The 13786-nt window shown below is 43.1% G+C and carries 12 protein-coding genes; 3 read left to right on the plus strand and 9 right to left on the minus strand.

Annotated features, from left to right (window positions below):
* Positions 1–79: 79 nt before the first annotated feature.
* Both L4C34_RS04580 and L4C34_RS04585 read right to left on the minus strand, forming a co-directional pair.
* Complete coding sequence (locus L4C34_RS04580; RefSeq protein WP_428788173.1) at positions 80–985, minus strand: LysO family transporter; 906 nt, start codon at positions 983–985, stop codon at positions 80–82.
* 161 nt (positions 986–1146) lie between these two features.
* The gene (locus L4C34_RS04585) at positions 1147–2061 is read right to left on the minus strand and encodes an HDOD domain-containing protein (protein WP_428788174.1); all 915 of its coding nucleotides are present in this window, start codon (positions 2059–2061) and stop codon (positions 1147–1149) included.
* A 339-nt stretch (positions 2062–2400) separates the two neighbouring features.
* Between L4C34_RS04585 and L4C34_RS04590 the strand changes: the two genes are divergently transcribed.
* The gene (locus L4C34_RS04590) at positions 2401–3018 is read left to right on the plus strand and encodes a TfoX/Sxy family DNA transformation protein (protein WP_428788175.1); all 618 of its coding nucleotides are present in this window, start codon (positions 2401–2403) and stop codon (positions 3016–3018) included.
* 53 nt (positions 3019–3071) lie between these two features.
* Here L4C34_RS04590 and L4C34_RS04595 read toward each other — a convergent pair whose 3' ends face one another.
* The gene (locus L4C34_RS04595) at positions 3072–3632 is read right to left on the minus strand and encodes a hypothetical protein (RefSeq protein WP_428788176.1); all 561 of its coding nucleotides are present in this window, start codon (positions 3630–3632) and stop codon (positions 3072–3074) included.
* Between the two features lie 543 nt (positions 3633–4175).
* Between L4C34_RS04595 and L4C34_RS04600 the strand changes: the two genes are divergently transcribed.
* Together L4C34_RS04600 and serC are read left to right on the plus strand one after the other, a co-directional pair.
* Entirely contained in the window at positions 4176–5579 is a 1404-nt protein-coding gene (locus L4C34_RS04600; RefSeq protein ID WP_428788177.1) for a DUF945 family protein, read from the plus strand.
* 142 nt (positions 5580–5721) lie between these two features.
* Complete coding sequence (gene serC, locus L4C34_RS04605) at positions 5722–6819, plus strand: 3-phosphoserine/phosphohydroxythreonine transaminase (protein WP_428788178.1); 1098 nt, start codon at positions 5722–5724, stop codon at positions 6817–6819.
* Positions 6820–6862: 43 nt separating this feature from the next.
* Here serC and L4C34_RS04610 read toward each other — a convergent pair whose 3' ends face one another.
* The 6 genes from L4C34_RS04610 to L4C34_RS04635 all read right to left on the minus strand — a co-directional run bounded on the left by L4C34_RS04610 (position 6863) and on the right by L4C34_RS04635 (position 13719).
* The gene (locus L4C34_RS04610; protein ID WP_428788179.1) at positions 6863–7339 is read right to left on the minus strand and encodes a hypothetical protein; all 477 of its coding nucleotides are present in this window, start codon (positions 7337–7339) and stop codon (positions 6863–6865) included.
* Between the two features lie 15 nt (positions 7340–7354).
* Positions 7355–8428 (minus strand): HlyD family secretion protein, encoded by a 1074-nt coding sequence (locus L4C34_RS04615; RefSeq protein ID WP_428788180.1) that lies wholly within the window; start codon positions 8426–8428, stop codon positions 7355–7357.
* A gap of 37 nt (positions 8429–8465) precedes the next feature.
* Positions 8466–9383, minus strand: coding sequence for a LysR family transcriptional regulator (locus L4C34_RS04620; RefSeq protein WP_428788181.1), 918 nt, complete (start codon positions 9381–9383; stop codon positions 8466–8468).
* Positions 9384–9644: 261 nt separating this feature from the next.
* Positions 9645–10085, minus strand: a complete 441-nt coding sequence (locus L4C34_RS04625) for a hypothetical protein (protein ID WP_428788182.1) — start codon at positions 10083–10085, stop codon at positions 9645–9647.
* A gap of 256 nt (positions 10086–10341) precedes the next feature.
* Positions 10342–12618 (minus strand): YgiQ family radical SAM protein, encoded by a 2277-nt coding sequence (locus L4C34_RS04630; protein WP_428788183.1) that lies wholly within the window; start codon positions 12616–12618, stop codon positions 10342–10344.
* A 438-nt stretch (positions 12619–13056) separates the two neighbouring features.
* Complete coding sequence (locus L4C34_RS04635; protein WP_428788184.1) at positions 13057–13719, minus strand: LexA family protein; 663 nt, start codon at positions 13717–13719, stop codon at positions 13057–13059.
* Between the last annotated feature and the right edge of the window lie 67 nt (positions 13720–13786).

Below are 13786 nucleotides of genomic sequence, written 5' to 3' on the forward strand. Positions count from 1 at the left end.
GGGCGAAAGCAGGTGCTCTCGAATAGGCGGAGAGCACCTTAACTATAGCGTAGAATGAATACGCTAGCAGCCCTGAGACCTAGCCAGCAAGTGACACAAAAAATAGCATTAATACAGGCACTAATAAGCTCAAAAGAAAGCCGCTGACAATAGCAATGGGTACGCAGCGTACGCCGCCCGTAGTTTGAATAATCGGGAGGGTGAAGTCCATTGCAGTAGCTCCCGCGTAGCCAATGGCTGAGCAAGGCTTACGCGCGATAAGCATCGGAATAATAATGAGCGCGACTAGCTCTCTAGAGAGTTCGAGCATAAAAGAAGCTCCGCCGAAAACAGGCCCAAATGCGCCGCCCATCAAGATTCCAGAAAGAGAATACCAACCGAAACCTGAAGACATGGCAAGGGCCTTGTACAAGGCGATATGGAGAAATTGCGCGGCGATAACCCCGCCAACCAGTGAACTTGCCACAACAACTAGAGCAATGAGCATTCCTTGCTTATTAAGTATGATTTGTTTTAGCGTCAAGCCACTATTTCTAAGTTGAATCCCGATAAGAAAAAGTAATAGGAAAAGGATCCATTCGCTGAGTTTGTCTACCCAATGTGCGTCAACTGGGAATAATAGTCCAACGACCAAACCACCGGCGACGACCACGATGAGTTTAGAAGACTCTAATGCCATGCGCAGCATTGGCACTTTATTCTTCTGTGCGTCTATTTCCACTTTCAGAATTCGATCGATAATGGGTAGGCAGACTAAATTACATAACCCGATACACAGGAAAAACACGCTTGTGTATTCGACGATCAATTGCAAGTTCTGACCTAGGTTATCGAGTGAGGAAAGGCTCAGCCCCATTAAAGCGAGTATAATGTAGACCAATCGAGAGGTATTGGTGGTGATCTGTGTGAGTAGCGTTTGGTTTGAAATTGGAATCAAATAGCCGACGATGAGCGCCGCAAATATGAATAGCATCCCTGAAAGCATAATTAATGTCGTGATCCTGTTGGGCAGTGGTGGTAAACAGAGGTGGTAATAACTTACATACTAACGGTTTTTATGCAGTGAAGCTTGCACAATAGTAACTTGGATACGAGGTGATATTGAGTAGTAAAAAGTGTTTTAAACGGGATGATTTAAAGTAAATGCTACAAACCGCTTGTGCTGATGATGTCATCGATTTGTGTTTGGAAATCATGGTCGCTGAGCTGGGTTAGTTTTCCCAATATGTTGGAGGCTTTGACGTCTGTAGGCATAAAACGAGTATCGGGATCTTCTTGTTTACGGACAGTCAGCAATTGGTGTGAGATTCTGGCAATGTCTAAGTAGGATACTCGCTCGTCATCAAAATTACTCTTGATATTGGTTGCGACTGAAATAAAGTCGTCATCAAAACCCCAATTTTTAAGCACTAGCTGGCTTGCCATAGGGCAGAGGGCGCGAAATACTTGTAGGGCGATATCTTCGCTCAGATAATTACCATTTTCCAAATATAGATAGTATTCGTTAACGAGGCAAAATAAGCCAATATCTGCAAGCAGCCCAACCAACAAAGCTTTATCTTCAGCTAAATAGCGGTATTCAGACGAGTCTTCTTGGTAGGATTTTACGACTATAACCATAGTCGCTCCAAGTTCCCGAGAATAGCCAGCGCTGGTCTTCAGCATGGTGTTACATTGGACACTTAGGTTTACAGAACGTTTTAACTGTTCGATGGCTTGCGCGGTCACGATATCACGCACACGGGTTACACCAAGCCTAGCGACCGATGTATTGAGATCCGTGCAAGTAATATTTCTGCGATTGAATATTACTGAGTTAGCGACACGAAGTATGATTGCGGCAAGACTCGGGTCTTCAAGGAGGCATTCCGCAACGTCGGCAATCGTCGTCTCATCTGATGTGCTGAGTCGCTGAATTTTTTGCACAACTTCAGGAATAGGTGGCAAAACAACTTTACCTGTACTGATTGAACGTTCAATCAATTGGGCGAACTCTCCCTCAATGCCACTGATTAGGAGCTCACGGTTGTCTGGGAGCCAAAAAAAAGATAAATGGTTCATTAATCACACACTTTTACATTTCGTTAATCATATTATCGTTCAGTGCCCAACCACTAAATTGCGTCATGATTTACGACATGATGGCGCGGCCTTTTAAGTCTAGACTGAGATTCAAAATTAGTATGTACTTTACGGGCAACTTTATTGAGAAACACATCGCATATATTATATTGGAGCTATTGCTCTAAGTTTTTGTTGCTGACATCGTACAACTGATTATTCTATTATGGTGACTGCATAAATAATAACTAGCTGATTCAACGAGAATATTGAAATTTTTGTTAACAACCTTTTTCGCTAGATTTAGGGCGGAGAAAGGACACAGAAAGGGTCAAGGAAATGACAAAAGTGAATTTGACGAAATATATATCGCGTTTTGGTGAGTTTGAGTGTCGCTCTATGTTTGGTGGGACAGGGCTCTTTCAAAATGGTGCGATGTTTGCGGTCGTGACCGATCAACACCTGTTTATTCGAGGTGGCGATGAATTGGATGACGATTTCTCTAGCATGGGATGCGCGAAGCTCGTCCACATTAAAAAGCACAGCCAAGCCACAGTTAACTACTATGACGTTACCGAATACTTGATGCATGATGAGGTAGCCGTCGATGCTCTCATTGAGAAATCTATCCAGAAATCAATTTCTCAGCGGATCGATCAGCAATATAGCGAGCCCAAACGGTTAAGGGATTTACCCAATATGCGCTTAACGTTGGAACGTATGGTGAAAAAAGCTGGGATAAAGGATGTGGATACGTTTTGCGATTTAGGAGCACCGGAGGTGTTTTTCCAAGTGTGTAAAATGTATGGTTCCCATACCGATGTGACGTTGTTGTGGAAATTTTCAGGGGCGATAGAAGGGATTCATTGGGAGTTAATTCAAGAGCCAAAGAAGCGTGAACTACTCAATGCATATCGCGCTATTGAAAACAAAGAGCTTGAATGTAAATCGGTGTAGGTCTTGGGGTATCAGCTTTGGTCGATAAGGCTGATACCCCAATACAATGTGGCTTAGAAGTTAAATCTTGTGGTGAACATTAGCTGATCGCCATAGAAATCGTTGAATCGAGCTTCAGCGCCAATCGAGAACAGTTCCGTAGAGTGGAACCTTGTGTACACAGAGCCAACCCAATCATCGTCATCATCGATTGATACATAGCCCATTTTTCCGCCGACTTCTAGCTGAGGACCAAGCCATTGGCGCACGCCTAGGTTTAGCTCCATGCCAGTATCGGTGCCCTTTACAGAGTTGCTCTTGTTGCCTTCGTCTTGCATTTTAAACAACATTTCGCCAGTTAGATCAGACCAGTTGTTGATTGGCGCATGAAATCCAAAGCCGCCGGCAGCATCGTAGTCGCCATCAAACTCTGAGTCGACTCGTCCGATCACGTGAGCATTTGGGTGGATTGAGTGGCTTATCGCGGCACCGTAGGTTACTGGGCTAACCCCAATTCGTGCTTCGGCGTAGTCGTAGCTAAAGTTACTCATTGTTGACAGAGAATTTGGGTCAACTTGAGCAAAAGAAGGGCTAGAAGCTAGCAACAGAGCTGCTGCAATCAATGTTTTGCGCATACTTACATAAACCTATATCTTAATTATTTCCATGATCTTAGGTGATCAGTGTGTTATACCAATTCCACTAACTATTTAACTACGTTGCGAGTTAACTTCTCTAACCGCGAGGTTAGAATTGTGCTCTGTAGTATTGCCTGCGGTTTCAAACTTCGCCTTGCACTAGGTAGCTTTTCCTATGTACAAACGGCTCTTACACTTAATGGCATTAGTATTATCACTTCGCGTGCCGTCATCATAAACCATTTTTTCCTTTACTATCTAATAATTTAACCGCGTTTTGTCACTGTTTGACAAATAAAGCCTCAAATCTGCTAGTTTCTACTCAAATGAACCATTTGTCGGTGGTTTACTGGGGTGATTTTGGTGCAATTTCCTAAGGATTATATGCATTGAGCTAAAAGCTTTTAACTAAGATGTGCTAACGTATAGCCTAGGTTCCAAACCACAAAGCTTGAACGGTTTAGTTGTATTATTGAGCGTGACTTTGTGGCTGTGTGTTTATATCCAACTTTACGTTGCGCTAGGGAAAATAAAACGATTATGAATAATGTAAAGAAATACGGTGCGATTGCTGGTGGCGTTGCACTGGTTTTGTGTTGGCCACTGGCTGTGGGCAAAATTGGCCAAACTGCGATGGAAAAATTTGTCGGAAATCTGAATAGTTCATCGATTAGTGCCAAAATTGTCAGCTATGATCGCGGTTATCTCTCGTCAGTTGTAAAAACCGAAGTAGATATTAAAAACCCTACATTGCTGCGACAGTTGAAAGCTGATGGTATGCCGACTTCTTATGTGATCACCAGTGATGTGTCTCACGGCCTTTACCGGTTAACATCTCATTCTATGCTGGATGGCTATGCGGACTTTCCAGTTACGCTAGATACTGTGACACAGCTAAACGGGAATACGAAATACAAAGTTAACGTGGCTAATTGGCACGTGAAAGGCAAAGATAAAAGTAACGGTAATTACTCCATTTCTATGTCGCCATCGTATTTATCGGGCGATGTCTCTGTGCTAGGCAAGGCGAGTTTTAAGCTTAATATTCCGTCGATTGAATTGGATTTCGGATCAGGCGAAAAAATGCTGATTTCGAGCATTACAGGACAAGGTCTTGGTAAGCGTGACAAAGGTTTTTGGTTAGGCGAGCAGACTCTTAACTTAGGTGAACTAAAGGTTATCACGAATAAAGTCCCTCACACGATCACACAGGATCATCATTCCACAACTCCCGTTAGCATGAAAACCGTGAGTAGTGTCGACGAGGGTACTGACAAAGTTGCAACACAGGATCAAAAGAATACGGTTCCAGCAGTCTCTACCCAGCACACGACCTTCGATCTTAAAGACGGTAAATTGCATTTCCGCTCATCGCTAGGTGATAAAGGGGAGCGTATTGATGCTCACCATACTTTATCGGTGAAAACAATAACGATGGCAGATGGCACTCAAGCCTCGGATCTTATGCTCGACGCAACGCTGGGCAATATTGATAAGTTATCGTTTGAAAAAATCACAGAATTGCTGCAAAAATCAGAAAGCATGACTAACGACGATATCCAACATACTGTCCCTTACGTGAATAGTTTGTTTGATAAAGGCTTCTACTTGGCCGTGAATCAATTGTCTATGAAGGTGGGTAAAGGAGAGTTCCGCTCTGACCTTAAGTTTGTGATTCCTGCTGGTACAGCCAATGTCGTTAAAAATCCAATGGTTTTACTGACAGCGCTACAAGGGCATCTCAATACTTTCCTAAACACCGCGATGGTTAAGGATTATCCGTTTATGCAACGTGAAGTTGACTCGGCGGTTGCGAGTAAAATGATGACCAAAACCGATAAAGGCTACGATGTGAAAGCAAAAATTGAACAAGGTAACCTAGTGTTTGAAAATGGGCACAAGATACCGCTATTAGGCTTGTTCATCGGTAATATGGTTCATTAACGGCGACAATTTATCTGTGTTAATGACGCCCATTAGTTAGAAAGGGATACAGAAAGAGGCAAGAGCCTCTTTCTTGCTTTTTATCGGTGTAAAAAAGTGCTATTAATCAAAGCACACCATTTGTGAGTAGGATCAAACATTCATGGAGAACTTAGTGGATACTGTTTTCAATTTCAGTGCAGGCCCTGCTGGCCTTCCTCAAGCGGTAATGCGCAAAGCGCAGGCCGAGTTTATTAACTGGAATCAATGTGGGACTTCGGTGATGGAAATGAGCCACCGTAGTGCTGCTTTTATTCAGGTTGCTAAACAAGCAGAGCAAGATTTACGTGACTTATTGTCGGTGCCAGACAATTACAAAGTGTTATTTTGTCATGGCGGAGCTCGAGGCCAATTCTCAGCAGTACCAGGGAACCTGCTTGGAGAGGCTAGCAGCGCGACCTATATCGATGCCGGCTACTGGGCGGCAAGTGCCGTACAAGAAGCAAAGAAATATTGTACGCCCGAGGTTGTGCAGGCCAAAACCGAAATTGAGGGTAAGGTAGCGGTTTTACCAGCGTCGGAATGGAACATTGCCTCAGAGAGTGCTTATGTTCATTTTTGCCCAAATGAAACCATCGATGGGATTGAGATCAACGATTTACCTGTGACCAATAAGCCGATTGTTGCGGACATGTCGTCGACTATTTTATCGCGTCGAATCGATGTATCGAAATATGGCGTGATCTACGCAGGCGCCCAAAAAAATATTGGACCTGCGGGCATTTGTATAGTGATTGTGCGAGATGATTTGTTAGACAAAGTCAGTGCGACACTGCCAAGTATTTTAAACTATCGAGAGCTGGCAGAAAAAGAGTCGATGTATAACACGCCGCCCACTTTCGCTTGGTACCTTTCCGGCCTTGTTTTTCAGTGGCTAAAAGAACTTGGCGGCGTGGAAGAGATTGAACGTATCAACCGAGATAAAGCGCAGCTCTTGTACAGCTGTATCGACAGTTCAGACTTCTATCTCAACAATGTTCATTCGAATAATCGTTCACTAATGAATGTCCCTTTCACTCTTTCTAAGCCTGAGTTAGATGCTAAATTTCTCGAACTAGCGCAAGAAAGAGGCCTATTGGCACTAAAAGGTCACCGCGCTGTGGGTGGGATGCGTGCGTCAATCTATAACGCGATGCCAATTGAAGGTGTTCAAGCGCTGACAGAATTTATGCAAGAATTTGAGCGAGAGTTTGCCAAATAACCGCATTAATGGGGCACAATGTGCCCCATTAAACTAACGTTGTTTACGCCCTTTCTACTTTAGTGACCCAAGTAATGTGGAATAGGTCGATAAAGTAGCATAGGAACACGGTAATAAAGATAATCGCGATTCGGTCTTCCACGTAGCTTATGGTATTTACTTCCACTGCATTGATAATGAAAATAGCAGTGATTATTGCCACTAATCGGTTAAAGACGAATTTGGTGTTTAGCCATGTGATCGCCAATAGAACTATGAAGTAGAGTGCGCCACTATTTGCGTGAGTTAATGAAACGGCCGCTAGAGTTATTGCGATTCCAATAAATGAACTTTTTATTCGATCCCACAACACGCGTTTGTTGGCCGCAAAATCTAGCGGATCTTGCTGCAGCGCGTAAGTGGCCATCACGGACATGACGGCAGTCAGAGTTTGCGACTGATAGTCCAGTAGGTTGGCCACGATGTACGCCATAGATACCGCAAAAGGGATTTTTAGAGTGTTGGTATTATTAATAAACATATACTGCTCCCTTGCCTACTTCGGTAAAACCCTTAACAGCCAACGCATAAAGTGGAAAACCTGATTGCTCATGGCACCTGTATCTATGCCTACCAATGCCGAATAGCCTTGTTTGAAGTAACTCATGTCTTCTTTGGCCAACTGCGACTTATCTAGCTCAATGATTACCGGTACGCGGGCAGGAGAAAAGAATTGATTGTTGATTGAGCTAACCACTTGCAAACTGGTTGTCGAACGATTGACTCTTGATATTCCCGAGTTGATCTGTAGTACTTTCCCTAAGTATTTCTCAGAATAATGATCTACCCTTAAGCTAACGAATGTCTTCATTCCGACTTTGACATGTTTCAAATCCGACTCTGACATATTAATTTGCACATACACTTTATCAGTGTTGATAAACGACAGGATCGGTGAATTTGCAGTGACGGGTGCGCCCACTTGATATAAAGGGTTACTGATATAACCACCGGAACTTGCGTATACGGTGGTGTTGTTCAAATTGAACTTAGCAGTATTCAATTGGCTTTGAAGTTGTTTGATCACCTCTTGGTAGGTGCGGTGCTGAGAATGAAGTAAAGTGATGGAGACTTTGTCTTTTTCAATTTCACTCCTCAGGTTCGATGCGGTAGTCTTTATGTTTTTTAGATCAAGAGCACTAACATATTTATGTTTGGAAAGTTTGAGCTTTTCACGATAGAGTTTTTCATTGTATCGAAATGTACGGATATCTTGTTCTAGGTTTAGTTCTGACCGGCGAATATTTAATTCAGACTGTAATAAGCTTTCTTTTTTTTGTTCTATTTGGCTTGCTATACCATTTACCGTGTCTACATAGATAGTGTCGTCAATGGAAAATATAGGATTTCCATTCTCGATATGTTGATTTACTTTGGGGTAGAGGTGGTTAATGATACCAGATACTGGGCTTGCAAGAGTTTGGATTGGGTATTGAATAAATGCATCGTTTGTTACTGGGACCGATCGTATGACGCTATAAAGTATGTAACATATGGTAACAACCGATGCGGATAGTATTTTATTTTTAGATGGCTGAATGGAGTTTCTAAATTTTTTATAAAAATTCATGATATAAACCTATGCAAAGAGTTAAGATTGTGAGTTGTCAATTGTTACTACTTAATATTAACCCACTCTCTTCTTTCCAAATTTCTGAGTGTCTGATAATGTAATCGATAATTTTTTGTATTGCTTTAGGTTGATATTTTCTTTCCTTGTAAACTAAATATAGATTCCTATCTATCCGAATATACTCGGGAAATAACTGAACCAAATCTGCATGCGGCTTTGCGAAAGAAAAAGGAAGTGAAGCGATACCCCGCCCAGATTTAACAAAATCGATAATCTCTCGGATGTCGTTGATAATAAATTTGGGCTCTACCACTATCGTTTCGTGCTCCGAGTTTTGTTTAATGAGAGAAAGAGTTTTAACATGATCAGGGCAAATCCAATCTAGGTGAATTAAGTCTCTCACATCACTAGAGATCAGATTGTTATCAATGAACTCTTTACTAGCGAATATCCCATGAGGAATATTAAATAGCTTTCGAGCAATCATGTCGTCTGCATTTTGTAGATCAAACGTAAGCAAAAGGTCATATTCGGTTTCAGGGAGGAAATTCCCGAGAGTGAGTACAATATTCGCAGAGATATTAGGGAATTCATTGAGATATTCGTCTAAAGCTTGTCGAACAAAGTAGTGATACCAGATCTGCGGGACAGTAATCCGGATTCGACCAGAAACTTCACGATTTCGGTTTAAGATATCATTGAAATATTGCTCGAATTGCAGCATATCATCGTGAATCAAGTCATATATTTCACTCCCAGTCTCTGTCGCGGACAGTCCTCTCCCTTTCTTTTCAACTAAACGTGTATTTAACTTTGATTCTAATACAGACAATCTTCTCGACATGGTGGAGACTGGAATTTTCAATTTTTCGGAGGCAGATTTTAATGAGCCTTGCTCTACCACTGAAAAAAATAAATATAAATCGTCAATCGAACCGAATATCGAGTTCACAGTAAGCCCCTTGTAGAGACAATGAGTTTTATTTTTAACATATAAAATATGGCAATAGAATTCCGTGGGGTCAATGAGGAGGATAGGTGCTAAGTTACGGGTTACGTAGGGCGCTGTACGAATGATGATATTGAAGGAGTGATAATTCGATCGCTCCTCCTATCTATCTTAGCTATCTTTTTTTCGATATTTATCCTAGTTGATTGTTTCTAGAGATAATTACAAGAAAACACACTTCACCTTAGTTTTATTGAAGGTGTACTAGGAACGTTCTCTCGAAAGTAAATACCAGAAACTTAGAATGATAGCGCTGCCCGATATCCAAGTCATCTGTGGCCCTGGAGGCGCGGCAAACCCGCCTAAATCGACAAAACTAAAATACCCTAAGTCGCCTAGACCGCCGACGAGTGCACATAGGTAGATAGCCATCCGACTCTGACGCCAAACAAAGATACTGCCAGTTAGTACCACTAGGCCAAACCAGCCAAGGTTATATGTATGCTGTTTTAAGGCGGCAACTACCGCGGCTGGGTAGTTAATTTGTAACGTTTGTGGGTCAGCGCCAGCCGCAAAGTTTTGCATGGCGGTAACGGGGTGACCTTCTATCAGAAGAGATGTGAGGTAGAGACCGATAAATAAGTGAAATGCGCCCCAAATTGCCCATAGGATAGACGAGATTTTCAATACAGTAGATGATTTCATTTTCTCTCCGCAGTTTGATGATAATTATTGTAAATATTATGTATTTTGTTTTATGGGCAGCATCCTACCTAGTTGCGAGCAGAATAAAAGAACGATTTATAAAACAGACACTTCCATATATGGAAGTGTTTTCTTAGCACTAGAAATAGGGAAGGAAGGGGGAATCAATAGATCGGCTGTCAATGTAGCGCACATAAAAAAAGAGAGCACTTAGTGCTCTCTAGATTAAGGGGGTTAGCTGTGGGCTAAAAAGTGTTTAGCGAGTAGCTTTGCTCTTTGGTTTTCCAGAATGACGGCTATTTTGGGCTTGAGTTGGTTTACCTCGGCCCTTACTTTCGCCATTCTTCTTGCCATTGCCATTGCCATTGCCATTGCCATTGCCATTGCTGCGTTGATGGTCACCAAAGCCAGGTTGGCCTTTACTGTGTTTGGTAGCAAATCGATTGGCCCCATGGCGACCTGACTTACGTCGTTGTGCAGGCGTAAGCGCATCATTGTCTTCAGCAGGGATTAGGCAACTAGGCTTGTCACCGATTAGATAAGCCTTACCCATATCAGTTAGTGCTTGACGCAGAAGACGCCAGTTCTCTGGATCGTGGTAGCGCAGTAGCGCTTTGTGCAAGCGACGCTGTCTTTCACCCTTCGCAACAGGGAGCTCTTCCCGCTTTTTGTACTTAACACGTTTCAGCGGGTTGGTTTCTGAGTAATACATAGACGTTGCATTACACATTGGCGACGGATAGAAGTTTTGTACCTGATCGCACTCATAGTTGTGTTGCTTCAGCCACAATGCCAAATTCAACATGTCCTCGTCTTCCGTTCCGGGGTGAGCGGAAATGAAGTACGGGATCAGATATTGTTTTTTACCGGCTTCTTTGCTGTATTTTTCAAATAATTCTTTGAATTTGTCATAAGTGCCCATACCCGGCTTCATCATTAAATTGAGCGGGCCTTTCTCGGTATGTTCTGGGGCGATTTTTAAATAGCCGCCCACATGGTGAGTCACGAGTTCTTTGACGTATTCCGGTGATTCAATTGCCAAGTCGTATCTAACACCTGATGCAATCATCACTTTATTAATGCCCGGGACTTGTCGTGCAGAGCGGTAGAGATCGATCGTATGTTGGTGGTCAGTATTTAACTTGTTGCAAATACCGGGGAACACACAAGAAGGGCGGCGGCAGTTCGCTTCTGCTTTTGGATCGCTACAGCCTAATCGATACATGTTGGCCGTTGGGCCACCTAAATCGGAAATGGTGCCTGTAAACCCAGGTACTTTGTCGCGTATTTCTTCTAACTCACCCAAAATTGATTCTTTTGAACGGTTTTGGATAATGCGTCCTTCGTGTTCCGTGATGGAGCAGAACGAACAGCCACCGAAACAGCCACGCATGATATTCACCGACGTTTTGATCATGTCGTAAGCAGGGATTTTAGCTTTGCCGTACTTAGGGTGCGGAACACGAGCGTAAGGTAGGCCAAAAACAAAATCCATTTCTTCCGTTGAAAGTGGGATCGGAGATTGGTTGACCCATAGCTCTCGATCGCCGTGCCTTTGCAATAGAGCTCGCCCAGAATATGGGTTAGTTTCTAGGTGCATGATTCGGCTTGCGTGAGCGTAAAGAATACGGTCGTTGTTGAGTTTCTCAAATGCTGGTAAACGGACTGCCGTGGTTTTCGCGTCATGGCGAGAAGGCTGAACTGTGATTGGTTTTCTTTCTTCGACAGTTTGTTTTTCTTCATCAGCTTTAGCGGCTTTGTTGGTTTCACATTGCTCTTCAACCTGATAAGGGTTTTGGACCACGAACGCAGCTTTGCTTGGTTTCTCAATTCGTGAAGAATCTACCACCTTATAGCTTTCAGGCTCTGACGGAAGAATCACGGCCGTACCACGAATATTAGTCATATCAGTGATCGCGTCGCCATTCGCTAATCGGTGCGCAACTTCAATTAAAGCGCGTTCAGCGTTACCAAACAGCAAGATGTCGGCTTTCGCATCAAAAATGATAGAGCGACGAACCTTATCCGACCAATAGTCGTAGTGGGCAATTCGACGTAGGCTGGCTTCAATACCACCTAAAACGATAGGGGTATGTTTATAGGCTTCGCGGCATCGCTGTGAATATACCAGGGTGGCACGATCTGGGCGTTTTCCGCCCTCATTATTCGGCGAATAAGCATCGTCATGGCGCAGCTTTTTATCTGACGTATAGCGGTTGATCATCGAGTCCATGTTGCCGGCTGTGATGCCGAAAAATAGATTCGGCTCGCCCAGTTCCATAAAGGCATCTTTATTTTGCCACTCAGGCTGGCTGATAATGCCAACACGGAAACCTTGTGCTTCAAGAAGACGACCGACGATGGCCATACCAAAGCTAGGGTGATCGACATACGCATCACCTGTTACAATAATGATATCGCAGCTATCCCAGCCTAACTCATCCATCTCCGCTCGGCTGGTTGGTAAAAATTTAGACGTTCCGTAACACTCCGCCCAGTATTTTTTGTACTCGTTGATCTTTTTTACGTTCATAAACTCAAATCTTTTACGCTTATTCAGGGTTAAAATTTAGCTAATGCGTTGTTGCAAGCTCATCCCCTGAAGGCAGCCACCACAAGCTCATTGTCGTCTCGTTATGAGACTCGCTTTGTATGTTGTGAGATATTTATCTCTCACTGCACCTCATCATGCACCGCCAACAGCTGGCTATATTCGAAGACAATATAGACCAAAAATAAATAGCCGCGGATCATAACATGTTTTCACCCAGTTCGCTTCACTTCTCAGTTTTTACCACATAATCAATGATGCGGTCGCCGTGATTGTATGAGCGCACTTGGGTCTGAAAAATTAAAACACGATTTGTGAACCTTGTATTTAATGATTATTTACACAAAGCGTGTTTTCGTGAGGCTGGTTAGATCAGAGAGGGTGATTAGATATGTTATGAATCCCTAGATATGAAAATAGTCAGAATAGCTTCATCTTGGCGTCGACAACTACGCCAATAATTTTGCAGTTTCCGTTAATAGGTACGGGAGGGTAGGCGCGATTTAAAGGCATCAATAACTTTTGACCAGCGTCGACCACGAGTTTCTTAAAGGTTGCTTCATTGACTTCCATGAGTTTGGCAATGATCAGTGATCCGTTTTGTGCTTCTCGTTCAGTATCAACCAATACCAGCGTATCTTCTGGAAAGCTTACACCCGTTGGGGATGTCATGGAGTCACCCTGAACACGCAGCCAAAAACTGCGACTGCTAGTCCGTTCTGTGGTGTTGTACCACTCAGTTATTTCTTCTCTTAAGTAGGGCTCACATGCTTCCGTCCACGCGCCAGCCTGTACTGAACTCAAAATTGGGAAAGATTGGTGATAATCCGGCTGAATGTCGAGGCTTCTGACATTCTTCAGCTCAGTTAACTCTTTAGCGTCAAACAATATTTGATAGGGCTTAACTTCTAAATGATGGGCTAAGGTTTCTGCATCATCTAGGTTAATACTGCGGATTCCGGACTCGTAGTTACTTACCCTTGAAGGCCCCCAACCACATAGCTCGGCAAGATCTTTTTGGCTAACGCCTTTGTCAATGCGGATCTGCTTTAAGCGCAACCCGACTTCCGTTTTTTTATCCATAGGGGATTAAAATAACACAAAACGTGAACCTTTTAGTACACTAAATGTGAATTGTTATTTGATTGCT

Origin of the sequence: Vibrio profundum (assembly GCF_050337555.1) — a bacterium.
GTDB lineage: Bacteria > Pseudomonadota > Gammaproteobacteria > Enterobacterales > Vibrionaceae > Vibrio > Vibrio profundum.

Excerpts from the sequence above, each read along its gene's own strand:
- L4C34_RS04590 (WP_428788175.1), top strand. The coding sequence starts at position 2,401 with ATGACAAAAGTGAATTTGACGAAATATATATCGCGTTTTGGTGAGTTT.
- L4C34_RS04600 (WP_428788177.1), top strand. The coding sequence starts at position 4,176 with ATGAATAATGTAAAGAAATACGGTGCGATTGCTGGTGGCGTTGCACTG.
- L4C34_RS04585 (WP_428788174.1), bottom strand. The coding sequence starts at position 2,061 with ATGAACCATTTATCTTTTTTTTGGCTCCCAGACAACCGTGAGCTCCTA.
- L4C34_RS04625 (WP_428788182.1), bottom strand. The coding sequence starts at position 10,085 with ATGAAATCATCTACTGTATTGAAAATCTCGTCTATCCTATGGGCAATT.
- L4C34_RS04615 (WP_428788180.1), bottom strand. The coding sequence starts at position 8,428 with ATGAATTTTTATAAAAAATTTAGAAACTCCATTCAGCCATCTAAAAAT.
- L4C34_RS04610 (WP_428788179.1), bottom strand. The coding sequence starts at position 7,339 with ATGTTTATTAATAATACCAACACTCTAAAAATCCCTTTTGCGGTATCT.
- L4C34_RS04635 (WP_428788184.1), bottom strand. The coding sequence starts at position 13,719 with ATGGATAAAAAAACGGAAGTCGGGTTGCGCTTAAAGCAGATCCGCATT.
- L4C34_RS04580 (WP_428788173.1), bottom strand. The coding sequence starts at position 985 with ATGCTTTCAGGGATGCTATTCATATTTGCGGCGCTCATCGTCGGCTAT.
- L4C34_RS04630 (WP_428788183.1), bottom strand. The coding sequence starts at position 12,618 with ATGAACGTAAAAAAGATCAACGAGTACAAAAAATACTGGGCGGAGTGT.
- L4C34_RS04595 (WP_428788176.1), bottom strand. The coding sequence starts at position 3,632 with ATGCGCAAAACATTGATTGCAGCAGCTCTGTTGCTAGCTTCTAGCCCT.
- serC (WP_428788178.1), top strand. The coding sequence starts at position 5,722 with ATGGAGAACTTAGTGGATACTGTTTTCAATTTCAGTGCAGGCCCTGCT.